The organism is Helicobacter salomonis (genome assembly GCF_017979425.1).
In the GTDB taxonomy this organism is placed as follows: domain Bacteria; phylum Campylobacterota; class Campylobacteria; order Campylobacterales; family Helicobacteraceae; genus Helicobacter; species Helicobacter salomonis.
In genome coordinates, this window is record NZ_JAERIS010000003.1 from 24,396 (window position 1) to 47,475 (window position 23,080).

Consider the following 23,080-nt stretch of genomic DNA (forward strand, 5'->3'; position numbering starts at 1 on the left):
CATAAAGGGGTTTTATGCGCTACATCAAGTTTTACAAAGAGATCAACAACAGAGATGTTAACCTAGTTGGAGGTAAGAATGCGAGCATTGGGGAGATGTTTCAAGAACTCGTGCCTAGTGGGATCAAAGTGCCTAATGGCTTTGCCATTACCAGCGATGCCTATTGGTATCTCTTGGAAAAAGGGGGCATTAAAGCCCAAATTGTAGACCTATTAGAAGGTGTGGATGCGACCGAATTAGATGTTTTAAAAATGCGCTCCAAGCAGATTCGCGACCTCATCTTTGGCACGCCTCTGCCTGCTGATTTACGCGATGAAATCCTACAAGCCTATCAGATACTCAGTGATGAATATCACATGCGTGAGGCGGATGTAGCCGTGCGTAGCTCTGCTACCGCTGAAGACCTCCCAGATGCCTCTTTTGCTGGACAACAAGACACCTATTTGAATATCAAGGGAAAAACCGAACTCATTCACTACATCAAGGCGTGTTTAGCCTCGCTCTTCACCGATCGCGCTATCAGTTACCGCGCTTCTAGGGGTTTTGATCATTTAAAAGTAGCTTTAAGCGTGGGGGTGCAGAAAATGGTGCGTGCAGACAAAGCCAGTGCGGGGGTGATGTTCTCTATTGACACGGAAACGGGCTTTAAAAACGCAGTCTTTATCACTTCTAGCTGGGGCTTGGGGGAGAGTGTGGTGGGGGGGTTAGTAAATCCCGATGAGTTTTATGTCTTTAAGCCCACTCTAGCCCAGGGCAAAGAACCCATTATCAAACGCCAATTGGGCGATAAGAGTAATAAAATTGTATATGCGAGTCGGGGGAGCGAACACCCCACTAAAACCATTCCCACTACACCCAAGGAACAACATAGTTTTTCTTTAAGTGATAGCGATATTTTAAACTTGGCACGCGATGCAGCCATTATTGAAGAACATTATACCAAAGAAGCGGGGCAATACCGCCCGATGGACATTGAATGGGCTAAGGATGGGGATAATGGGGAGATTTTCATCGTGCAGGCACGCCCAGAGACCGTGCAGAGTCAAAGCCTTAAGCAGAATGCTAAGGTGTATGAAAAATATCATTTCAAGAGCGCGCCCCCTAAAGAGGCGTTGCTTACAGGTAAGGCGATCGGGGGCAAGATTGGCATAGGCAAGGTGCGCGTGATCAACAGCTTAGATCACATGAATATCTTTAAGGAGGGGGAAATTTTAGTTACAGATAACACCGACCCAGATTGGGAGCCCATTATGAAAAAGGCCAGCGCGGTGGTTACCAATCGGGGTGGGCGCACCTGCCATGCTGCCATTGTGGCTAGAGAAATTGGCGTGCCCACCATCGTAGGAGCGATTGGGGCAACCGAATCGCTCTACACGGGCATGGAGGTTACGATCTCGTGCGCGCAGGGGGAAACGGGCTATATCTATGCGGGTGCGCACGCCTTTGAAGTGGAGCGCATCGCCCTAGATTCCATGCAAGAGCCCAAAACCAAAATTTATCTCAATATTGGCAACCCGGAGAAAGCCTTTAAATTCTCACAATTGCCCAATCACGGCGTGGGGCTGGCGCGCATGGAGCTTATCATGCTCAACCAGATCAAAGCTCATCCCCTAGCCTTAGTAGATTTACACCACAATAAAAGCGTGCCTGAGCGCGATCAGTTAGAAAATTTAATCGCGGGATACGAGAGCCCTAAAGATTTCTTTGTCAAAAAGATCGCTGAGGGAATGGGGATGATCAGTGCGGCCTTTTATCCAAAACCGGTGATTGTGCGCACTAGCGATTTTAAGTCCAACGAATACATGCGCATGCTAGGGGGAGGCGCGTATGAACCCCATGAGGAAAACCCCATGCTAGGTTTCAGGGGGGCAAGTCGCTACTATTCGGACCTTTATAAAGAAGCTTTTGCTTGGGAGTGTGAGGCCTTATGCATGGTGCGTGAAAAAATGGGGCTGACCAATATGAAGATTATGATCCCCTTCTTGCGCACCATTGAGGAGGCTAAAAAGGTCTTGGAGATTCTGCGTAAAAATGGGCTAGAATCGGGCAAAAACGGGCTAGAACTCTACATTATGTGCGAATTGCCCGTAAATGTGATCTTGGCTGATGATTTCCTCAATCTCTTTGATGGCTTTTCGATCGGCTCGAATGACTTAACCCAACTCACTTTGGGCGTGGATAGGGATGGACAATTAGTCAGCCATGTCTTTGATGAGCGCAACCCGGTGATGCTGGAGATGTTTAAGCGCGCCATTGAGGCCTGCCAAAGGCATGGCAAGTATTGCGGAATTTGCGGGCAAGCCCCCAGCGATTACATCGAAGTAGCAGAGTTTCTAGTCAAGCAGGGCATTAGCTCCCTCTCGCTCAACCCCGACTCGGTCATCGCCACTTGGAATAGAGTCGTGCAGTTGGAAGGGCAAGCGTGAATTTACTCTTGCTCTCAGGCGCGCTCTACCAGGGCAAGTTTTTAACCTACGCTCTGCCTTGGATTGAAAAGTTTATAGAGGTGTACCAGCTTAAAGGAAAACAACTCGCTTTGATCGCCTATGGAAGCGTGCTTAGAAGTCAAGAGGAATGCGAAACCAACATGCGCGCGCTCTTAGAAGATTTTGGCATAGAAGTGGTGGGTGCGCATAGAGGGTTGGAGATTATCCACACCTGCGCAGGGCTTATTATGAATGGGGGGAATAGTTTTAAGCTCCTAGAGGGTTTGTATCGACATAATTTACTAGAGACCATTAGAGAACGCGTTAAAGTCGGCACGCCTTATCTAGGCTGGTCGGCTGGCTCTAATGTAGCGACTCCTAGTATCCACACCACTAATGACATGCCCATTACTTATCCCCACAGTTTGCAGGCTTTGAACCTAGTGCCCTATCAGATTAACCCGCACTTTCCTACTGGCTCGGCTAATCATGAGGGGGAGAGTCGGCAGGAGAGATTGATCGAGTTTTTGGCCCTCAATCCTCAAGCAATCGTCTATGGTATACCCGATGGTGGGGCGTTTTGGGTGCAAGGGGAACAACACACCCCCTTGCATGTGGCTAACCAACCCTTTTATAAATTCGAGCACCACCAACCCCCCCAACTCGTCAAAACAAGACCCGCTATCTCTGGCTAGGAACCATTGACACGCTCCCCATAGCTGAAAGCCATAGGGTTAATACCCCAACCCTTACGCATTGGCCTTTTATGCTTGCAGTCTATCCCTGTAGCTTTAAACTTGTGGGCTTTGGAACGCAAGGGTGTTTAGCACGGCAGTAAAAACATACTAACAGACTCCACAATGCCCCTAACCATAGATAAATATCCATAAACATGGTGTAGGGTGCTGGGGCAGGGTGCCAGAGTTGGAAACTGAGTACGAGTGCAAATAGTATACCCAAAACCCTATGCACGCGGTAAGCAAGCACATTCCATAGAGCCAAACTAATCCAAGCAAAGGGCGGGTAAGCTAGACTAAAGGGCAAAAACCCCAGCGCGTCCGCAAAAACCACACCCCCAAAGAACACCAAAAAAAATGCCACAGCGCGCGAGTACGGCCGTAATCCTAGTTTAATCCCCCCCATCCACAGCGCCACGAGTAAACCTAGAGGACTAAGCTTGCCAAATAAGCCCACAAACAGCATACTTAGATTTAACGCACTCCCATTCAACAAGTGCAAAAAAGCCCAAGGGTAGAGTAGCACCCCCATCACTAAGCCTGCCTTTAACACAGCGTACGCGTGCGTGCGTGCAAAGACTAACCCCCCCGCTCCCAACACTAAGAATAAATCAGAACTAACAAAGTTTTCCATCAAAGGGGGACGAGCGGCATCTGAAGCCCTTCTTAATATGTGTCCTCGAAGTCTAGCATAATTAGACCAATATTAGTCTGCGAGTAGTCTAAGTATAGGCATAAGGCTTTTAAAAAAGCATGAAGAGACTTTGAAAACGAGTTAGTGGGATTTGATAGAGAATCTGATCGCGCGCTTTTACTCACCAACTACCCCTAGAAGAGTTTGAGAAACTAGCCAAGACCATTGCCAAATTCAGAGGTGTGGGTGAACCGCTCCTCCCTAAAGGGAGGAGCTTCCTAACTAACAGAAACCAGCGTTTCTGAGCTCGAAAGGCTTTGCTGTTTATAGTCCGCAAGGCTAGTCCCTAACCCAAAAGACTTACAGACCCACTGATATGGGCGGAGATTAGTTGCCAACCTGTCATCGTGCTAGTTTTTAGTGGCTAGAATGAGCGCATCCAACTCTGCCACATCAGGCTTTCACTAACCTCACTTACCTATTGCAAGGTTAGCCTTTCTTTTCTTAGAGTGCGCTTACATCTCCACCCCAAAGGACGGAGTTTTACGCGCAATTTGGATAAAAAACTTAAGAGGGATATAGCTTTTACTAGGCTATGACCCACACTTTGACTACCATGAGGTGATGCACATGCAAGTGAGCGAATCTTTGGCCTACGCGCAACTGACTAAAGAGATGTTAGAGAAGACGCACGGGATCAAGTAGGAGAAACAGATAGGATTAAGTTTGAGAAAGCCAGCTTGTTTGAGGAATTCCCCGCAAAAGCGGGGAACCTGTGGCGCGCTATCGCTTGAATTTCAAGACGAACTTAACCCCAAAAAGAAATTTTGAGGCAAAATGCACGCAAAGGTTTCTTGCTATGCTCGCCCATGGCAGTCCTCCTGAACTGGTTTACCCCCTGGCAGCAGGAGGCATCTCTGTTCTAGCCTATTTAGTCTTGTCTTACTTTTTCTTGTGTCTAACTTCTAATTATTTTTTTCAGGGTTATTCCCCATGCAAAGCGAACTCAGTATTAGAATTAGACCCCAATTAGATGCCTTTAGGGAGAGCATGGGTGCAGCACGGCATGCCCTTTCTTTAGAAAAACTTCTAATGGCGTAGTAGAAGGCGTGCAAGCCTCCATGTGCTCCTTGCGCAATAATTTGAACTCTTCTTTGCGCTTATGAGAAGTGGTTAGCACGCAGGTGCAGGCCATCATGCGGAATTGCGCCAAGTCAACACCGCAGTGATCACCCAACGCTTTAATGAGAGCATGAACCGCATTGAGGAGAGCGTGGGGGTGTCTTAAACATTATCATGCAGTGTTCTCGAGCGCTATAGCAAGATAGAGAAATCATTAGGCGCTACTTCTACTGCCGTTCTTGCACTATGTTCTTGGTGTATGATGTAAGTCATCGTTGAACTGCAGTCTAAAATGGTCACCTTTAAAGTGACCCTGCTCGATTGCTTGTTGTCCTGCCATACTTTTAAAGTATTGGTTTAACAGCAGAAAATAGGCGTCATGATAGACACCAGTTAAGTTTGGTTGGTAGTAGGGAAAGCTCTTCGGGTTGAGCACCCATTCTGCGGCTTTGTTATAGGCTTTAAAAAGTTTTTGCGCAGCGCTGCTATGCCATAGATCAAAGCCATTTTCCGCAAGCAGTTGCCCTGCCACACTGATGGGAGTAAGTGCAAAATGTGTGTAGGCAATGCCTTTAATACCCTTAGTGGGTCCGCCATTGTAATTAGCAGTGTTGCTACGCACAATCTCTTTTGCCATCACGCCACTCTCATCAATGGCATTTAAAATCCACTCTTGCCATTTATGCGCCATACTCGAAAGCAGATCGGGATCATTTAAAACAAGTGCGCTGCTCACGCCTAAAAGAATAGCCCAAGCTCCGATATTATTAGTTTTCTCATAGCGTGCGTAGGTTAGCATGCGACGCGCAAATTGCTCAAATAGAGGACTAGCAAATTTTGAGCGAATAAAGAGATAGGCCATATTCATATAAGGCATGTAGAAATTGATCAGGTTTTTGGCTTCCTTTGAGCCCACCACTCCAAGATTTTGCGCCCATTGCTCTAAAATCTCTCTAGCCCTTTGAGCGTATTCTTGTTTCCCACTTGTCAAAAAACCCAAAGCCAAATCATAGGATAGAGTGGCCGATCGTTTGAACTCTGCACTACATGGATCGGCTTTTCTCTCACCCGTTGGGGTATAGTGGGGCAGTGTGTTGAGTTGTGTGCATGCGTGAATCTCCTTTTGAAGTTTTCGATGCAAATGGAGAGTGTGCTCCAAATTAGCAGAGCGAAAGTCTCTAAAAAAATATTGCGTGGCCTGCAGAGCACTTAAAAAACATAGCCCTAAGAGTAGCATTTTTGCCATCGCGTTCCTTCATGTTACGTTTAACACCTAGGAATATGGACATTGACCGCTAGACCTCCCAGCGAGGTTTCGCGGTACTTGGCATCAATGGACTTACCTACTTGGAGCATGGTTAAAATCACCTCATCAAGGCCTACCTTTGCCTGATAACCATCTTCAAGAGCCAAACGCGCCGCAGCAACGGCTTTGATTGAGCCCACGACATTTCTCTCAATACATGGAATTTGCACTAACCCGCCCACAGGATCGCAGGTTAAGCCCAAATGGTGCTCCATCGCAATTTCAGCCGCGCTCAAAACTTGGTGCACGTTCCCGCCCATCACAAAGGCAAAACCCGCTGCTGCCATGGAAGAAGCCGCTCCCACTTCCGCTTGACACCCCGCTTCTGCCCCGCTGATCGAGCCGTTCTTTTTATAGAGATAGCCGATGGCACAACATGTAAGCAGAAAATCCACAATTTGCTCTTGAGTAAGGGGTTTAATATGCCTATGGCAGTAAAGAAGCACGGCGGGCACTACCCCACAAGAGCCATTCGTAGGGGCTGTAACTACCTTGTTACCGCAGGCATTCTCCTCACTCACAGCACGCGCATACATGGTGATGTAGTCCATCACGGCTAAAGGGTCTTGTGGGTTGGAGTGTTTGCTCATGCGCTCTTGAATACTGGGGGCTAGGCGATCCATGCCGATGCAACCGGGCAGGCGTTTTTCCTGGGCGTGCACCCCACTCTCAAAGCAGGCCAACATCGCCTCATACACTTCCAAACAATAGTTTCTAGCATAATCCTCGCCAAAAAGCGCGCTTTCATGCCTGGCTACGATGTGGGGGATATGGCAATGGTGCTCTGCACACAGCCCTTCTAGCTCTTTAGCACTATTGAAGTCAAAGGGAGTATGTTTGGCGTGAGTAGGGGTTGTCTTTTTGTGCTTGAGCTCCTCTTGTGTGTAAATAAAGCCCCCACCCGTAGAATAATAAGTTTTCTCAGCCAGTAAATTCCCCTGGGCATCAAAAGCTCGCACCACCATGCCATTCTCGTGCAATTCTAAAGCTTTGTTGTCAAATAGAATATCTTTGTGGAAATCAAAGGCAATATCATGGTGCTGGGCCAAAAAAATATGCCCTTCTTTGAGAGCCCGTTGCACAATTTCTTGGCGTTGGGCAACGCTCACTTTTTTGGCACTAATCCCACTTAAACCCACTAAACATGCCAAATCTGTCAAGTGTCCCTTGCCCGTGAGAGCTAGAGAGCCGTGCAAGGTTACGCATGCGCGAGCTGTGCGTTCTAAAACCCCTTCTTCTGCAAGTAAGGCACAGAAGCGCACGCAGGCATCCATAGGACCTATAGTGTGTGAAGAGCTAGGTCCAATGCCGATTTTAAAAATAGAAGTCATGGATTGTGTATAAACTTCCTGTTGGGTTTTAATATCCATGTTCATCCTTTGACAAAGAGATCAATTACGGCGTTGAGTACAGTTAACACGCCTACAGCTAAGATAAAGACATCTACCCAAAAGTTTCTAAAAACTTTCATCGAAGGGATTACATACATTGCCACGATGGGCAGAATAAAAGTGATGGTGGCTAGAGCAGGCCCACCCAAACTCTCAATGAAGCCCAAAATACTTGGATTGTAGTAGGAAACTAAAATGATGCTAATCCATAAAAACAGGGTTACGGCAATATCAATCTTCCTGTGACAACTAGGCGAGAGCTTATCTTTCACCAAGGTTTGCACAACCAATCCCTTTAAGCCCTCTTTAGCACCATAGTAGTGCCCGAAAAAAGAAGTGCTAATGGCCAAGAACGCTACAATGGGACCCGTATAACCGATAATGGGATTGCCCAATGTGTTAGCAAAATAGCTTAAAATAGGGATATTTTGTTCTCGCGCTTTGATAAAGTCAGCGGGTTCAAGGCACAGAATGCAGGAGAAAACAAAAAACATAACGAATAGGAGTAAGAGGGAAGTGTTGAGTAACTCGATCTGATTAGTTTTAAAGTGCTTGAGTTCCCCATAACGCCTCTCGATCGCTTGAGCAAAGGTAGAGATAATAGCACTATGATTGAAAGAGAAAACTAAAACGGGAAGTGTGAACCAAAGTGCTGAAAAGAAGCCCCCAAAGCTTGGAATTTCCGTAAGCATGGAAGTTTTCCAGTAGGGTATGAGGTAGAGTGAAAAGACAAATAGGATCAACGCCATAGGGTAGACTAAAGCATTGGCAACACGCGTAACAATAGTCGTGTTGAAGATCATCACAAAGATCATGCCGCTGACTAAGTGTTCCGCTAAAAAAAAGCGATTATGTTCGAAATAGTTGAGGCCGAGTTGGTGGGCAAAAAAGGATTCTGCGGTGTTGGTAATCCCTACTCCATAGGCAAGACAAATGGGATAAAAGGTAAAGAAGTAGATAAAGGTGATGAAAAAACCGGCACTTTTGCCAAAATAAGTCGCTGCATGGGTGATGTCATGGTTGCCAATCGCGTTCACAAAGCGCGCTAGAGCTCGGTGACTAAGCCAGGTCATAGGAAAGCTCAAGATTGCCATCACTACCACAGGCCAAAAGCCTTGCGCCCCAGCCTTGATGGGTAAGAACAAAATTCCTGCCCCAATCGCCGTGCCAAACATGGACCACATCCAGCGGATGTCAAAGAGATTTATCCTCTTATCCTTCTCCATCACCACCCTTTTAACGAGATTTTTTCATGCTAACAGATTTTCCCCCAGCCTCACAGCATAAATCAAAGACGCTCCACCACCAATGGGTTGAGTGCTTAGTATGGTAACTCCACTCTACAAAGAGTCTCGTAAATTTTCAACAAGTCTTGATGGGGAGCAATATCGTGCACGCGCAAAATACTTGCCCCTCTTTGTAAAGCGATTAAGTGTAAAGCCAAGGTGCCACTTAGGCGATCTTGCACCTCTCTATCACAAATCTCACCGATACATTTCTTACGACTTGCGCCCACAAGTAGAGGGTAACCAAAATGCAAAAAATGCTCTAAATGCTGGATAAGGGCTAAGTTTTGTGCAGTGGTTTTGTTAAAGCCTAGACCGATGTCCAAAAGAATACTGTCAATCCCATATGTGCCTAAGCGCTCTAGTTGTGCGCTAAAAAAGCGATCCATTTCCAAAAAGAGTTGCTTATGGGGCGCAAAATGCTCCATGTCCATAGGCACCCCGTTAGAATGCATCAGCACCACTTGAGCTCTATAGGCCCTAGCCACTTGGCACATTTGCTCGTCTCTAAAACCATTAACATCGTTGAGTAATTGAAAGCCATGTTGTAGGGCAAAATCAGCCGTCTTAGGATTATAGGTATCTATGCTAAAAATGGTGTGTCGGGTTAGGTTGTTAGCTTTGATTTCTAGGCAAATATCTTTAAGACGCACGATTTCTTCTTGTGACTCAAGGCGTGCGCTAAAAGGGCGCGAGCTGGCCGCGCCAATGTCGATGTAAGCGGTTTTTTGTTCTAAATAGTGATAAATCTTCTCCAAAGCCTGTTGGGTATTGTGGCGACTCTGGGGGTAAAAACTATCTGGAGTGATGTTGATAATACCCATCAGAGTTGGGTTGCCAAAAACGGGAGATTGAAGATGGGATTCTAACATCTTTGCCAATCGTTTTAGCCCAAAGGCTTGAGAAGTGCACTTCACACGCAGGCGTTCTAGTTGGTCGTAAGTGCCTACTAAAAGGCATGTATAGGCGGGTTTCTTGGCTAAAATGCAATCCTTGGGTGTGGCTAATTCAGCCCCTACACGCAAAGCTTCCTGCTTGAGGGTCAGAGCAGCACTTAAAGGCAAATCAGTGATTTTAAAAGCCAAGAGACGGGCTTTTTGGCTCATGATAGCCTGGCCAACAGGGTGGGGGGTGATGCGCTCTAATTCTAAGGCAAAACTAGATGGAGACATGCGCTCTAAAAACATCATGTTTCTCTTAGTTCTAACACCCTCAAGAGTAGGGGCAAGAGATTATAACTGGCGCGGTAATACAAAGAATTTGCGCGCATGGCCCGATCTATATCCTCGAGCATATCCAAGGGTAAGGAGATGGTGCTTTCTTGCAAAGCGTATAAAAAGGCCTGAATTTGCGCTTTGCCTTCTTCAAGATTGAGAGGGGTTTTATCTAGGTTTTGTAAGTAAGTGTACACATCGGCTAAAGTGCATGTGTGCAAGTTTAGGGGAAAACGCTCACGGGCGATCTGGGTGCGTCGATCCTCACAGGTAAGGCGTGAGAGAAGGGTGCTCAACAAGGCGTGTTTGTGCTTGGCAATTAAAACAAAGCGCGTATTAATAGGGGGCTCTTCTAAAATTTTGAGTAAGGCGTTCTGGGCAAAGACATTGAAGTGGTGCGCGGCGATGATGTAAATTTTCTCCCCCGCATAAGTGAGCACGCAACGACGCTTGATCTCGTGGGCATGCTCTATCTTGAGCTCATCTTCCACAAATAACTCTACAAAAATGGGAGGTTGCGTGTGTGTGTCCAGTGTTTTTTGATACACTAGAGCTTCTTGTTTGGGAGCGTTGGCAAGAATTAAAAGATTACTCATTTGAGCGCTAATTTCCCTAACAAACTTTCAAAGAGGATATTTTCAAAGACTTTATAAAATTGCAGTAACTTGAGATCGCACATGGGATCCAACGAGCTTAGAAGTGCCCCTGGACCATCAAGCAACCACAAAAAGTGGTCCTTGCTAGAAATGAGTTCGCTTAATACTCCTTCTTTGCCCACATACCAAAATATATAGTTTTGATAGGTCAAATCCAAGAGATGGCGAATCAAGGAAAATTCTTGTGTATCCTGTAAGAGGGATGCAAATCCAGACAACCCATCCACAATAGGCACTAGAGGGCGTAACTTTTGCGCGTTCAAGTGGGCAAAAACATAGTGTTTAAACCACAAGCGCTCTGTATCCACACATAGAAGCACACTGCCACCCTCTAACACATGGCGGATACTATGGCTAAAATTAGCCCAATCATAAGACTCTAGCCATGGGCAGTCTAACATAGCATGTTGCTCTTGAAGAATTTGGTGTGCTCGACGCACTAGCTCCATCACAAAGCCAATTTAAACGCTTCGTGCAAGGTTTTGAGGGCGAGCTCCGCTAGAGAAACCTCTACGATCACCGAAATTTTGATTTCGCTCGTGCTGATCATCAAAATATTGATATTTTCTTTAGCTAAGGCTTTAAAGGCAGCACTGGCGATGCCTGAATGCGAGCGCATGCCCACACCCACCACAGATACCTTGGCTACCTGGCGATCGCATTCGACTGAGCCAATATCACGCACATTCTTAAGAACTTGCTGACAAATCTCTACATCCCCTTCGGGCAAAGTGAAATTAATATTGGTCTTACCATTTTTGCCAATGGTCTGCACGATCATGTCAATATTGAGTTTAGCCTCTGCTAGCAATCCAAAAATTTCTCCAGCAATACCCGGATAATCACAGGCATCGATGATATTCACGCGTGCCTGATCTTTATCTAGGGCGATCCCGCTCACAATGGGTTTTTCCACAATTTGCTCCTCTGAGGTGATGAGAGTTCCAGGGTTATCATTAAAGGAATTGCGTGTGATCAAGGGGATACTATACTTTTTGGCTAACTCCACAGAGCGGTTAAAAAGTACCTTAGCCCCCATGGAGGCTAATTCTAACATTTCATCATAGCTGATTTGGGCGATTTTGCGGGCTTGAGGCACAATGCGCGGGTCGGTGGTATAAATGCCATCTACATCGGTGTAAATCTCACAAAGTTGGGCGCGTAAGGCTCCCGCCAACGCCACCGCACTTAAGTCGCTCCCGCCCCTGCCCAGGGTGGTGATTTCTCCGCTCTTGCTTACCCCTTGAAAACCCGCCACAACAACGACAAAATTCTGTGCCAAGAGGTCCTGGATACGGGCGGTGTCAATCTCTAAAATTTGTGCGCACATGAAGTGCGTGTCGGTTAAAATCCCTGCATCTCTACCACTCAGTGAATAAGCCTTTTGCCCAAGAGACTCTAAGGCAATGGCTAAGAGAGCGCTGGAAATTTGTTCCCCGCTGCTCAATAGCCGATCCATCTCACGCCGATTGAGTCTATTGCCAAAACAATGGGCCAGCTCCAACAAATCGTCCGTGGTGTCCCCCATAGCTGAAACCACCACCACCACATCTTCAAAAAGAGCCTTGCTGGCTATCACTCTTTGAGCTACAGCTTGAATACGAGCACAATTCCCCACACTTGTGCCCCCAAATTTCTGCACTACCAGCACCTACAAATACCCTTGCTGCTTAAAATAACCGATAACCTGGCGATAAACTTGCCGTTTGAAGTGAACCACCTTAGAGAAAAGCTCCCTAGGCTTGACGAATTCGTAGCGATCAAACTCTGGAGAAGGCGTTTTGACATTCACCAAAGTGTTGTTCTTAAGGCGCACCAAAAAATAACGCTGCTTCTGCCCATCAAAGGGATAAAGTTTCTTGGTCATCGTAGGGGGAAAATCGTAAGCGATCCACTTAGGGTATTCGGCGATAACCTCTACCGCATCTGTACCGATTTCCTCCAACAACTCACGATACAAAGCCTTTATTGGGGTCTCACCCTGATCAATCCCCCCTTGAGGGAACTGCCAGGCCCCTTGTATATCAATGCGCTGCGCGATAAAAAACTCACAATCCCTAGGATAGCAAGATGAAAGCACGACAGCGGCCACATTGGGACGATAGCTCTTTTGAGCCTCCATGTGCAGTCCTTTCCATATGCCACAAGGGCACTAAGCTAAGGAATTATAGCACACAGCCCTAAAGCGTACATAAAACCACCTCCCGACAAGGCTATCTATTTTTTGAGAGTGGGGATGTATTTCGCCAACGCATCGATGTCTGCATCACTGAGATTCTTGGCCTGGCTATGCATGATTGCCCCTGAACCATAACGATTGAGAGAGCCCGCCTTGTAGCCCATCAAATCCTCTTTAATCTGTGCACTATCCAGGGTATTGACCACATGCCCTTTTCCAAATGCCTTTCTATCCATGGCAGCCCCGTGACAACCAGCACACTTCTTGACTAGCACCGCCGGGTCAGCCGCCCAAAGTAAACTCAATCCAGTAACCGCCCCCAACAGAATCGCCCTTTTCATAGCCAGCTCCTTACCAAAAATATGCCATAATGGTATTATTTCAAGGATTAAGCTATGCTTAAAACTAGCTCCATTTTCCCTAGAAGTCTATATATCCACATTCCTTTCTGTCAAAGTAAATGCGGTTATTGTGCCTTTAATTCTTTCAGCGGGTTGGAAACCTTAAGAGAATCCTATGTGGAAGCGCTTTGTCAAGACCTAAGAGCCTCGCTAAAAGGGGATTGTCTACAATCAATTTTCATAGGAGGAGGCACACCCAATATGCTCGATGCCAGGTGTTATGAAAAAATTTTTAACACTATTGTAGATTGTGCGCATTTAAGTCCTCACATTGAAATCACATTGGAGGCTAATCCTGATTTGGTCTCGTTGGAGTGGTGTGCTGCACTCAAAAGTCTAGGCATGAATCGCCTATCTGTTGGGGTGCAAAGTTTCTTTGAACCTAAATTACACTTCCTGCAACGCGATCACACACCTAAAAATGTCTATACAGCCCTAGAGTACGCCCAGAAAAGTGCGATCGAACATTTAAGTGTCGATCTCATTTACAATACACCCTTAGATACACCTCAAAGTTTAGAAAAAGAAGTGGCGTTGGCTAGTACATTACCTATTGATCATCTCTCGGCTTATAGTTTGACTTTGGAAGACAATACCAGACTGGCAAAAACATCCCCTAAGGTTCTCCCTGAATTGGATATCTCCATGCGCGCCATGTTGCACGCACAGGGTTTTGAACAATATGAAGTTTCCAATTATGCCCGTAACTACAAAGTTAAGCATAATTTACATTATTGGAGTGGCTTAGAATACATTGGGTGCGGGGCAGGAGCCGTGGGACGCGTGGGAAAGGCGCGTCTTTACAAGCTTAAAGATGTAAAAGCCTATATTGCCAATCCTTTGCACGCACGCACGGAACAACTGAGCAACAAAGACTTGGACTTTGAAGCGGTATTTTTAGGTTTGCGGTGCATATTGGGAGTGTCGACAAGTCTCTTAAAGGCTGAAAAAATGGAAACAATGTTGAACGAAAGCATATGCTACCAAAGAGGCGACCGCCTCGTAGCCAAGGATTTTTTCCTAGCCGATGAGATTGCCCTGTGGCTGAGCCACTAGGACAATGTCTCTAAGTTAAAAGACGGAGGATGTTCTGTTGTACGGTGTTAGCTTGGCTCATCGCATAGCTACCAGATTGTGCCAAGATGTTATTTTTGCTGAAGTTGGCACTTTCTTGAGCGAAATCTACATCTCTGATTTGTGACTCAGCCGCTTTCACATTCACTTGAGTGATTGTGATATTGTTCACGGTGCTCACCATTTGGTTTTGCACAGAACCCAAGTCAGAGCGCACTTTATCGAGCATTTTTTGTGCAGACTCGGCAATATCCATAACAACCATTGCTCCACGCAAAGTGGTTACTCCAGAGCCCAAAGTGAGGTTCTCAGAGGCTAGGGTTTTGTTATAGTTGGCCCCAGAAGCTGAACGCACCGCCTGGTTAAATTCGCCCAACACATCTCTAAGGTTAACAGTGGTGCTCGCCGCTGTTCCTTTGGCAAAACCGATGGCGGCATAGCCCGCGGATGCACTTACATTGGCCCCGGAAACCACCAAGATATCTCTAGCATCTTGACGCACTAAAGAGAGACGACCGAAGTTTACAGAACCCTGAGTGATATTTTGTCCGCCATTAAGGGTGCTCAAAGCCAAGCCCTGAGCGTCTACATTGGTAGCATTTGCCTTGATATCGATTCCGCGTCCATCAATGCTGCGCAAATTCAAGCGACCCACAGAATCGGTGTAAGCTTCCACACCTGTCTGAGCTGTTACTGCATTCAAAGCAGCGACCAAACGCCCATCGCTATCGTTCTTCTTGATACCAAGAATATTCCCAATCTGAACCCCATTCACGGACAGGCTACTCAAACTCCCTGATTTGATCGCACCATCAGAAGTTGTGATCACATTGGCAGTCGCACGCACCCCAGTAGCATTGGAATTCTTATTGATAACCTCTGCCAACACACCAAGCCCGGTGCCCGCACTTGTTGAGATTTTCACACTCTCCAAAGAGACATCATGCACCCCATCAACTTGCTTGAAAGTGAGAGCCACCTCACCTGATGCAGTGATATTCTGTCCGGTGGCAATCTTAACCTGACCAATTTTGTCTGAAGTAGCAGCTCCGATACTAGCCTTAATGGTTTCGTTAGAATACGCACCCACTTGGAATTCTTTATTAGAAAATGAACCGGATAACAACGCCTGTCCGTTATAGGATGTTGTATTGCCGATATTGTCCAAGCTTTGGATCAAGCGCACGATATCCGCTTGGAGTGCTTTCCTAGACTGGGTATTCTGCCCATCCTGAGCTGCCTGAGTCGCTTTCACCTTAATAGTATCTAGGATTTTGATTTGTTCATCCATTGCTTTATCTGCGATCTGGATAATCCCCATACCATCATTGGTGTTCGAAATAGCCTGTCCCAAACTCTTTGCTTGTGAGCGTAAAGAATCCGCGATAGTCATCCCTGATGCGTCGTCGGCTGCCTTGTTGATACGCAAACCCGAACTCAAGCGTTCAAGCGACTCTTTCAAGTCGCGTTGTGTAACCAATCCCACGGCGTGGGCGTTCAACGCATTGATGTTCGTATTGACCTGAAATGCCATACTAACTCCTTGTTATTTTAACCTAAAGCATCCTTGCTCTAGTTTTTCTAATATCGGCCATAATTTTGAATTGTAAACTCCCCCACCTGAACTTTTAGGCAAACGCTCCACAGCGCATCAATTTTTGGTAGCGCAAAGTCAAAAAATCGCCTGCTTGGATCAAAGGAAGTTGAGTGAGGAAATAATTTTTAATGGCATGACTTGCCTCAATCTTATCACGGTGTGCCCCTCTTTGAGGCTCTAAAATGATGTCATCGATTAACTTCGCTTGTTTGAGGTCCGTAGGAGTGATTTTCATGGCTTTTACGGCCACCTCGGCTTTGCTTGGATCGTTCCATAAGATTGCTGCACAGCCCTCTGGAGAAATTACACTGAAAATGGAATATTCCATCATGGCTAAACGGTCGGCAATCGCAATTGCTAGTGCACCCCCACTTCCCCCCTCGCCGATGATGATAGAAATCGTGGGAACTTTGAGGGCGGCAAATTCCTGCAAATTCTTGGCGATCGCCTCACTCTGCCCCCTCTCTTCTGCGCCAAGACCCGGGTAAGCCCCTGCTGTATCGACTAACATCAGAATAGGTAAGTTGAATTTTTCAGCAAATTTTGCACTCTTGAGGGCTTTGCGATAGCCTTCAGGATTGGGCATCCCAAAATTACGCTGCAATTTATTTTTGGTGCCTCGCCCCTTTTCTTCGGCAATAACCACGACCGGCACGCCTTCAATCCTACCTATAAAACTTACAATGGCCTTATCATCGCTGAAATGACGATCTCCGAAAATTTCGTAGCGATCCTGCAGAATGAGTTCGATATAGTCCATCGCATAGGGTCTATCAGGATGACGGGCGAGTTGTAGGCGCTGGTAATCCGTTAGATTGGTGTATACATTCTTGATCTCTTTGGCCAAACGCTTTTCAAGAATTTCTTGAGCATCGACATCCCCTCGAATAGATGCCATCTCAATATCATCCTGAAGACCCTTAATGCGGGTTTCAAAGTCCAAATAGACTGCCACTCTAGGCCCTAGATAGCTTTGAAGATCACCACCGCGTTGGTGCCCCCAAACCCAAAAGAGTTACTCATGACCGCCTGTAGTCTAGCACTACGCGCTTCGTTGGGAATATAGTCCAGATCACAACCTGGATCCTTGACTTCCTGATTAATTGTGGGAGGCAGCACGCCTTTTTGTAATGCCATGACAGAGATCACCGCCTCAATAGCTCCAGCCGCACCCAAACAGTGCCCAATCTGCCCTTTAGTGGAGCTTACAGGTGGGACATTCTCTTTACCATTGAAAACATTTTTCAAGGCAATTGTTTCGTAAAGATCATTGTAGCTGGTGCTAGTGCCATGCGCATTGATATAGCCCACCTTAACCCCATGTTTGCCGGCCATTTCTAAAGCGCCTCTCATGGCGCGGTAAGCTCCTTCACCATTGGGAGCAGGAGCGGTGATGTGGCTGGCATCTCCACTTTCCCCATAACCTACTAACTCGGCGATAATATGTGCTCCCCGTCGTTTAGCACTCTCATATTCCTCAAGCACTAAAGCCCCTGCACCCTCACCCATTACAAAACCATTGCGTTCCTTGTCAAAAGGTCTGGACGCTTTTAAGGGCTCGTCATTACGGTTAGAGAGAGCGCGAATGGAGGCAAATCCCCCAATACCCACAGGACAAATTGTAGACTCTGCCCCTACGACCAACATACACTCCGCACCCCCTAAAAGAATCGTCTTGTGGGCTTCAATGATGGCATGCGTCCCCGCTGCGCAGGCAGTTACGCTGGAAACATTGGGGCCTTTGATGCCATACTCGATGGATACGAAGCCTCCTATCATATTTACAAGTGCTGATGTAATAAAAAAAGGATTAACCTTTCTAGGACCTTTATCATAACAGTAGATGGAGTTGGCCTCGATATTGCCTAAACCTCCGATTCCAGAACCCGAGCTAATGCCCATCCTATTGGCAAGTGCCTCTGGACATTTACCCTCCACCAAAATTTGGCTCTCCAACATCGCTTCTCTGCTAGCAAGTAAGCCCAACTGGATAAAACGCCCCGCTTTTTTGACATCCTTGAGGTTCATCACAGAGTTGGGATCAAAATCTGTGATCTCAGCCGCGATTTGCACAGGAAAACCCGTTGTATCAAAACAGGAAATCTTCTTGACTCCGCACTTCCCACGCACAATGGCATCGAAAGCAACCTCTTTGTTTAATCCCAGGGCATTCACCATGCCCATGCCCGTTACCACAACCCTACGCAACAACTCTCCTTTCAGCCAAGTGCCTAGGAACCAACAATCGCTATGTTAGCTTGCGCTCTTCGATAAACTTGATCACATCACCAACAGTTTTGATTTTCTCCGCCTCTTCATCGGGAATATCAATTCCGAACTTTTCTTCCAAAGCCATGATGAGCTCCACCACATCTAAGGAATCTGCATTCAAATCCTTAATGAAATCCGCTTCCTCTGTTACCTGCGAAGCACTCACATTCAACTGCTCTACAATCACCGCTTGGATATCCTCAAACAACGCCATAAAATCTCCTACTCGAATTTTGCAACTAAGCTCGAATTCTAACCTAAAATCACTTCAGCAACCTTAAATGGCTACTTGCGCTCCAACACATCTACGATTCGATACAAGAAGTAGATGATAACCAACAACAAAATCAGAAATACAAAATTCATGCTCTCTCCTTTAGCAACACACACCCCCTCTTGCTCCTACATATACAATCCGCCATTCACCTTAAGCGTTTCCCCCGTGATGTAACTGGCTAAATCGCTCAATAAAAAAGCCACCGCCCCAGCAACTTCTTTTGCCTCACCAAGGCGACCTAGGGGAATGTTTTTAAGATATTCCTCTTTTACATCCTCCTTGAGTCCGGCATTCATGTCAGTTGCGATAAACCCGGGGGTGACACAATTAAAACGGATATTGCGCAGAGCCCCTTCATAAGCAAAGGACTTACTCATAGAAATCACTCCCCCCTTGCTTGCAGCGTAATTAGTCTGTCCTATATTACCCCGTTCAGCAATGACAGAAGAGAGGTTGACAACACTCCCAAACTTCTGCTTGCCCATCACCTTGAGCGCTTCACGACAACCTATGAAAGTAGAGCGAAGATTGACCTCGAGCACATGCATGAAATCCTCGGTTTTCATGCGCACAGCCAACTTATCTAGCACAATTCCGGCATTGTTGACCAAATAGCTCAAGCCCCCATCTGCATCCACAATCGTTTTAAACCCTTCCATGAAATCTGCCTCATGAGAAACATCAAATTTCACTAGAGCAGCGCGCCCTCCTAAGGATTCAATTTCCTGCTTAAGACCATCAACTGCCTGCGGATTACTCCGATAATTGAGCCATACTTTCAGAGGCTGACCCTCTTTGTTACGATAACCTCCCAGCAAAAGCGCGATAGCGCGCCCAATACCCCGACTTGCCCCCGTGACTAAGACATTATGCCCGCTAAACTCCATCCGCCCTCCCTACAACTTGGATTCGTAGCGACGCAACATATAAAGGCGCTTAAGAATTTTCTTCTTAGCATTAATTTTTTGCTTTTTGCGCTTCTCTGTTTTAGATTCAAAAAAGCGTCGCGCACGACACTCTGTGACGACTAAATTGCGATCGGTCTGCTTTTTAAAACGCCGATACGCTTCATCGAAGCTATCACTCTCTCTGACCTTGATTCCAGGCATAACATCACCTACTTTCTTGCTCAAATGCGCCGATTTTAACGAAATTTTGTAAATTTAACCTAAAATCAGCATAAATTCTGCTATAATGGTTTCTTTGGGTGCTCATAGCTCAGCTGAATAGAGCAACAGGTTGCGGTCCTGTAGGTCGGGGGTTTGAATCCCTCTGAGCACACCATGCTGCTTCAACACGATGTAAAAGTCCTTTTTTTTTGGAATGCTATGGATGCCTATCAGTATAGTGAACTGCTTAAGGAATTAGAGAGTAAGTGTCAAAATATTGCCCAAATCATCAAGCCTCAGGGTTTGCAGGATACGCTTGCCCTTTTGGAGCGCGAACAAGCCGATCCCCTCTTTTGGCAAGATAAGGAACGCGCCGCCTCTAAGAACCAAGAAAAAGTCAAGATAGAACGGCTTTTAAGCGCGTACCAGAGTGCTAAAAACGCTTTAGATGAGGCGCATGAACTCTTTGAACTTGTGCAAAATGACGATCCAGAGACGCTGACCCAACTCTTTGAAGACGCTCCCCATTTACAAGCGTGCGTGCAGCGCTTAGAGGTAGGGGTGATGTTGACCAATGCCCATGACGGGCGCGATGCGATTGTGAGTATCCAGCCGGGGGTAGGGGGCGTGGAGAGCCAAGACTGGGGGAGTATGCTCTATCGCATGTATTTGCGTTGGGCGGAACGCAAGGGTTTTAAGGTGGAGTTATTAGATTATCAGGAGGGCGAGGAGGCGGGCATTAAAGGGGTGGCCTTCATCATTAGAGGGATCAATGTTTATGGCTACATGAAAAATGAGAATGGGGTGCACCGCCTGGTTAGAATGTCGCCCTTCAATGCCAATGGTAAAAGACACACCAGTTTTGCCAGTGTGCAAGTGAGCCCAGAAGTGGACGATGACATTGATATTGTAATTGAGGATAAAGACATTAGAATTGATACCTACCGTGCCAGCGGAGCGGGCGGACAGCATGTTAATAAGACTGAATCGGCCATTCGAATCACTCATTTTGCCACCGGAATTGTGGTGCAATGCCAAAATGATCGCAGTCAGCACAAAAATAAAGCAATGGCGCTCAAAATGCTCAAATCCCGTCTCTATGAATTGGAGCTACACAAGCAAAGGGAGCAAGGCAATACAGAGGAAAAGAGCGAAATTGGTTGGGGACACCAAATCAGAAGCTATGTACTCGCCCCCTACCAGCAAATCAAAGATGTGCGCTCCGAGGTCGCTTACAGCAATGTGGAGGCGATCTTAGATGGGGATTTAGATGCCATCATGGAAGCTGTGCTTGTGTCGAAGGCGCAATAAGCTAGACGCAAAAAGTCTTTAGCTATAATCCAGGCCAAATTTGGGGTGGTAAGGAGAATGAATGACGCAAGAAGAGTTAGATGCCTTGATCAATGGGGGTGGTTTAGAGGCGATAGAGCCCTTGGATCAAGAGATGGAGCGCGAAAAAGAGCGGGAGGCATCTCTATCCAAGGACGAGCAAAAGGAAAAGGACTGGAATGATGCCTATGAGCATTACATGAAGGTAGACAAGAAAAAGGCCGAGAAATACGGCAAGGTGGATTCTGAGGAGTGGCCTCCTCCCCCCCCTACAGAAGAGCATAAAGTGGTACACCAGCTTGATGATGTTACACGCGATTCAGAGGTCAAGGCGACTCAGGTTTTTGACCAGTTGGACTACATTAGCGCGAGTTCAGAAAACATTATCAAAACCCTCAAAAAGATCAAGATTCCCTTGCAAAAACACCTAGAAATCTTTGAAACTTTGGCGCAAGCTTTCCCACTTATCAATACTTTTCAAACCTCACTAGAAGAAACTCGAGAGATTTTAAAGGGGATCGATCGTATTCAGGAGAGTGCGGAGGGGTGTTCAGATAGCGCGATGCAGGCAATGGACATCATGCAATTCCAAGACATCCACCGCCAGAAGATCGAGCGGGTGATCAATGTCATGCGCGCCCTCACACAGTATATGAATTCTCTCTTTGAGGGCAATATCGAAGATTCCAAACGGGTGAGCTCTGCCTCTTACATCATCGGTGATGATAGCGAGAGTGTAGCGAGTGAAAGCGATATCGAAGCCTTGATCGCAGCTTTTGGAAAGAGGTAAGCTCTTGTATGTCTGTGGAATTATTAGCTCCTGCGGGTAATCTCCATAAACTCAAAATCGCCCTAGATTATGGCGCAGACGCGCTGTATGGAGGTTTAGGGCAGTTTTCTCTGCGTAATCGTGCCTCTAAGAATTTTGATTTAGAGAGTTTTAAGCAGGGGGTGGCGCTCGCCCACGCACGGGGTAAGAAGTTTTATGCCACGCTGAACGCTTTCCCCTTTAATTCTCAAATCAAGCTCTTAGAAGAGCATTTATACAAGCTCGCCGATTGTAAGGTAGATGCGCTCATTATTGCTACGATCGGTGTGCTTAAACTCGCCCAAAAACTTACCCCACACATTCCTATCCATCTCTCCACCCAAGCCAATGTGATGAATGTCCTAGACGCACAGGCTTTCTATGAAATGGGGGTCAAACGCATTGTCGTAGCTAGAGAGATGAGTTTAAGTGATGTGGTGGAGATTAAAAAGGCATTACCCGATTTAGAGTTGGAAATCTTTGTGCATGGGAGCATGTGCTTTGCCTTTTCGGGACGCTGCCTAATCTCAGCCTTGCAGCATGGACGCGTGCCTAATCGAGGGAGCTGTGCCAATGATTGCCGTTTTGATTACGAATATTACATTAAAAACCCCGATACTGGCGTGATGATGCGCCTTGAAGAAGAGGAGGGTGTGGGGACGCATATCCTCAATGCCAAGGATTTAAATCTAGCTAGCCATATCGCCCCTATTTTAGAGAGCAAGGCTATTAGCGCACTCAAAATTGAAGGGCGCACCAAATCCAGTTATTACGCTGCTATCACTACTAAGACCTATCGCACCGCCATCGAAGACTATTACAATAACCAACACCGCCCAGTACTTTATCAAGCCGAGTTAGCCACGCTCAAAAACCGCGGTTTCACGCAAGGTTACCTCATCCAACGCCCTCACCAACGCCTAGACACCCAAAACTTTAAGAGTGCGATCAGTGAGGGGGATTTTCAAGTCAATGGCGAGGTGCTTGCAGACGGGCAATATTTTTTGTGCAAATTTACTACAAAACCCCATGTTGATTATGAAATCGTGCTGCCTTACAAGGCAGACTTAACCCCCATGCTCAATGACATTGGAAAAATTTACACCTTTGAGGGAAAATACTATCTCTGTTTGTATAAAATTTTACTCCAAGATGGGCGAGAGCTAGAAGCCATTCACAGCGGCAACACGCACCCGGTTAGACTCCCTACCAAGCTCCCTCCTCATAGTTTTTTGCGCACTAAAAGTGCCTCTTGAGCGCATA

The 23,080-nt window shown here is 46.5% G+C and carries 22 protein-coding genes and 1 tRNA gene; 7 read left to right on the top strand and 16 right to left on the bottom strand.

From position 1 onward, the window contains the following. The first annotated feature begins 14 nt into the window (after positions 1-14). Together ppsA and pepE are read left to right on the top strand one after the other, a co-directional pair. The gene (ppsA, locus tag KCO92_RS01140; RefSeq protein ID WP_104695849.1) at positions 15-2,426 is read left to right on the top strand and encodes a pyruvate, water dikinase; all 2,412 of its coding nucleotides are present in this window, start codon (positions 15-17) and stop codon (positions 2,424-2,426) included. Beyond that, the gene (gene pepE, locus KCO92_RS01145; RefSeq protein ID WP_104695850.1) at positions 2,423-3,121 is read left to right on the top strand and encodes a dipeptidase PepE; all 699 of its coding nucleotides are present in this window, start codon (positions 2,423-2,425) and stop codon (positions 3,119-3,121) included. The genes ppsA and pepE overlap by 4 nt, the downstream gene beginning before the upstream one ends. An 82-nt stretch (positions 3,122-3,203) precedes the next feature. Here the strand turns inward: pepE and KCO92_RS01150 are convergent, their stop codons facing one another. The 10 genes from KCO92_RS01150 to KCO92_RS01195 all read right to left on the bottom strand — a co-directional run bounded on the left by KCO92_RS01150 (position 3,204) and on the right by KCO92_RS01195 (position 13,292). Next, on the bottom strand, positions 3,204-3,797 hold the full coding sequence (locus tag KCO92_RS01150) for a hypothetical protein (RefSeq protein ID WP_104695851.1): 594 nt from the start codon (positions 3,795-3,797) through the stop codon (positions 3,204-3,206). A 1,366-nt stretch (positions 3,798-5,163) separates the two neighbouring features. After that, complete coding sequence (locus tag KCO92_RS01155) at positions 5,164-6,165, bottom strand: alginate lyase family protein (RefSeq protein WP_104695853.1); 1,002 nt, start codon at positions 6,163-6,165, stop codon at positions 5,164-5,166. Positions 6,166-6,185: 20 nt separating this feature from the next. Next, on the bottom strand, positions 6,186-7,595 hold the full coding sequence (locus KCO92_RS01160) for an L-serine ammonia-lyase (RefSeq protein WP_104695854.1): 1,410 nt from the start codon (positions 7,593-7,595) through the stop codon (positions 6,186-6,188). Positions 7,596-7,597: 2 nt separating this feature from the next. Then, positions 7,598-8,842: an aromatic amino acid transport family protein gene (locus tag KCO92_RS01165; protein WP_104695855.1), complete on the bottom strand. Its 1,245-nt coding sequence runs from the start codon at positions 8,840-8,842 to the stop codon at positions 7,598-7,600. 95 nt (positions 8,843-8,937) lie between these two features. Beyond that, entirely contained in the window at positions 8,938-10,089 is a 1,152-nt protein-coding gene (gene folP, locus KCO92_RS01170; protein ID WP_104695904.1) for a dihydropteroate synthase, read from the bottom strand. Continuing rightward, on the bottom strand, positions 10,089-10,712 hold the full coding sequence (locus KCO92_RS01175) for a DNA polymerase III subunit delta' (protein ID WP_104695856.1): 624 nt from the start codon (positions 10,710-10,712) through the stop codon (positions 10,089-10,091). The genes folP and KCO92_RS01175 overlap by 1 nt, the downstream gene beginning before the upstream one ends. Further along, entirely contained in the window at positions 10,709-11,221 is a 513-nt protein-coding gene (locus KCO92_RS01180) for a HobA family DNA replication regulator (protein WP_104695857.1), read from the bottom strand. Before KCO92_RS01180 ends, KCO92_RS01175 begins: the two co-directional genes overlap by 4 nt. After that, positions 11,221-12,423, bottom strand: coding sequence for an aspartate kinase (locus KCO92_RS01185; RefSeq protein WP_104695858.1), 1,203 nt, complete (start codon positions 12,421-12,423; stop codon positions 11,221-11,223). The genes KCO92_RS01180 and KCO92_RS01185 overlap by 1 nt, the downstream gene beginning before the upstream one ends. Further along, the gene (locus KCO92_RS01190) at positions 12,424-12,894 is read right to left on the bottom strand and encodes an RNA pyrophosphohydrolase (protein WP_104695859.1); all 471 of its coding nucleotides are present in this window, start codon (positions 12,892-12,894) and stop codon (positions 12,424-12,426) included. Positions 12,895-12,989: 95 nt separating this feature from the next. Next, a complete protein-coding gene (locus tag KCO92_RS01195; protein ID WP_104695860.1) occupies positions 12,990-13,292 on the bottom strand; it encodes a c-type cytochrome in 303 nt (100 codons plus the stop codon). A gap of 54 nt (positions 13,293-13,346) precedes the next feature. On the opposite strand from KCO92_RS01195, the gene hemW reads away from it, so the two are divergent. Continuing rightward, entirely contained in the window at positions 13,347-14,408 is a 1,062-nt protein-coding gene (hemW, locus tag KCO92_RS01200; protein WP_104695861.1) for a radical SAM family heme chaperone HemW, read from the top strand. Positions 14,409-14,418: 10 nt separating this feature from the next. Here the strand turns inward: hemW and KCO92_RS01205 are convergent, their stop codons facing one another. The 6 genes from KCO92_RS01205 to rpsU all read right to left on the bottom strand — a co-directional run bounded on the left by KCO92_RS01205 (position 14,419) and on the right by rpsU (position 19,680). After that, complete coding sequence (locus tag KCO92_RS01205) at positions 14,419-15,960, bottom strand: flagellin A (protein ID WP_104695862.1); 1,542 nt, start codon at positions 15,958-15,960, stop codon at positions 14,419-14,421. A 94-nt stretch (positions 15,961-16,054) separates the two neighbouring features. Then, entirely contained in the window at positions 16,055-16,978 is a 924-nt protein-coding gene (gene accA, locus KCO92_RS01210; RefSeq protein ID WP_104695863.1) for an acetyl-CoA carboxylase carboxyl transferase subunit alpha, read from the bottom strand. An 8-nt stretch (positions 16,979-16,986) separates the two neighbouring features. Further along, a complete protein-coding gene (locus KCO92_RS01215) occupies positions 16,987-18,231 on the bottom strand; it encodes a beta-ketoacyl-ACP synthase II (RefSeq protein WP_104695864.1) in 1,245 nt (414 codons plus the stop codon). A 40-nt stretch (positions 18,232-18,271) separates the two neighbouring features. After that, entirely contained in the window at positions 18,272-18,508 is a 237-nt protein-coding gene (gene acpP, locus KCO92_RS01220; RefSeq protein WP_104695865.1) for an acyl carrier protein, read from the bottom strand. Positions 18,509-18,696: 188 nt separating this feature from the next. Continuing rightward, entirely contained in the window at positions 18,697-19,458 is a 762-nt protein-coding gene (fabG, locus tag KCO92_RS01225; RefSeq protein WP_104695866.1) for a 3-oxoacyl-ACP reductase FabG, read from the bottom strand. A gap of 9 nt (positions 19,459-19,467) precedes the next feature. Then, a complete protein-coding gene (gene rpsU / locus KCO92_RS01230; RefSeq protein WP_006018650.1) occupies positions 19,468-19,680 on the bottom strand; it encodes a 30S ribosomal protein S21 in 213 nt (70 codons plus the stop codon). 98 nt (positions 19,681-19,778) lie between these two features. On the opposite strand from rpsU, the gene KCO92_RS01235 reads away from it, so the two are divergent. From KCO92_RS01235 to KCO92_RS01250, 4 genes are all read left to right on the top strand, one after another. Further along, positions 19,779-19,855, top strand: a tRNA-Arg gene (locus KCO92_RS01235). Between the two features lie 44 nt (positions 19,856-19,899). Continuing rightward, positions 19,900-20,991 (top strand): peptide chain release factor 2, encoded by a 1,092-nt coding sequence (prfB, locus tag KCO92_RS01240; RefSeq protein ID WP_104695867.1) that lies wholly within the window; start codon positions 19,900-19,902, stop codon positions 20,989-20,991. A 61-nt stretch (positions 20,992-21,052) separates the two neighbouring features. Beyond that, positions 21,053-21,799 (top strand): protein phosphatase CheZ, encoded by a 747-nt coding sequence (cheZ, locus tag KCO92_RS01245; RefSeq protein WP_104695868.1) that lies wholly within the window; start codon positions 21,053-21,055, stop codon positions 21,797-21,799. 8 nt (positions 21,800-21,807) lie between these two features. After that, positions 21,808-23,073 carry a peptidase U32 family protein gene (locus KCO92_RS01250; protein ID WP_104695869.1) on the top strand — a complete coding sequence of 422 codons (1,266 nt, stop codon included), beginning with the start codon at positions 21,808-21,810 and terminating at the stop codon, positions 23,071-23,073. The last annotated feature ends 7 nt before the right edge of the window (positions 23,074-23,080 follow it).

Bases quoted from the DNA above. Each gene is read 5' to 3' on its own strand.
- KCO92_RS01165 (WP_104695855.1), bottom strand. From the start codon at position 8,842: ATGGAGAAGGATAAGAGGATAAATCTCTTTGACATCCGCTGGATGTGG.
- acpP (WP_104695865.1), bottom strand. From the start codon at position 18,508: ATGGCGTTGTTTGAGGATATCCAAGCGGTGATTGTAGAGCAGTTGAAT.
- KCO92_RS01150 (WP_104695851.1), bottom strand. From the start codon at position 3,797: ATGGAAAACTTTGTTAGTTCTGATTTATTCTTAGTGTTGGGAGCGGGG.
- KCO92_RS01195 (WP_104695860.1), bottom strand. From the start codon at position 13,292: ATGAAAAGGGCGATTCTGTTGGGGGCGGTTACTGGATTGAGTTTACTT.
- KCO92_RS01190 (WP_104695859.1), bottom strand. From the start codon at position 12,894: ATGGAGGCTCAAAAGAGCTATCGTCCCAATGTGGCCGCTGTCGTGCTT.
- KCO92_RS01205 (WP_104695862.1), bottom strand. From the start codon at position 15,960: ATGGCATTTCAGGTCAATACGAACATCAATGCGTTGAACGCCCACGCC.
- folP (WP_104695904.1), bottom strand. From the start codon at position 10,089: ATGTTTTTAGAGCGCATGTCTCCATCTAGTTTTGCCTTAGAATTAGAG.
- KCO92_RS01175 (WP_104695856.1), bottom strand. From the start codon at position 10,712: ATGAGTAATCTTTTAATTCTTGCCAACGCTCCCAAACAAGAAGCTCTA.
- KCO92_RS01180 (WP_104695857.1), bottom strand. From the start codon at position 11,221: ATGGAGCTAGTGCGTCGAGCACACCAAATTCTTCAAGAGCAACATGCT.
- fabG (WP_104695866.1), bottom strand. From the start codon at position 19,458: ATGGAGTTTAGCGGGCATAATGTCTTAGTCACGGGGGCAAGTCGGGGT.
- KCO92_RS01160 (WP_104695854.1), bottom strand. From the start codon at position 7,595: ATGGATATTAAAACCCAACAGGAAGTTTATACACAATCCATGACTTCT.
- KCO92_RS01155 (WP_104695853.1), bottom strand. From the start codon at position 6,165: ATGGCAAAAATGCTACTCTTAGGGCTATGTTTTTTAAGTGCTCTGCAG.
- cheZ (WP_104695868.1), top strand. From the start codon at position 21,053: ATGACGCAAGAAGAGTTAGATGCCTTGATCAATGGGGGTGGTTTAGAG.
- prfB (WP_104695867.1), top strand. From the start codon at position 19,900: ATGGATGCCTATCAGTATAGTGAACTGCTTAAGGAATTAGAGAGTAAG.
- KCO92_RS01250 (WP_104695869.1), top strand. From the start codon at position 21,808: ATGTCTGTGGAATTATTAGCTCCTGCGGGTAATCTCCATAAACTCAAA.
- rpsU (WP_006018650.1), bottom strand. From the start codon at position 19,680: ATGCCTGGAATCAAGGTCAGAGAGAGTGATAGCTTCGATGAAGCGTAT.
- hemW (WP_104695861.1), top strand. From the start codon at position 13,347: ATGCTTAAAACTAGCTCCATTTTCCCTAGAAGTCTATATATCCACATT.
- ppsA (WP_104695849.1), top strand. From the start codon at position 15: ATGCGCTACATCAAGTTTTACAAAGAGATCAACAACAGAGATGTTAAC.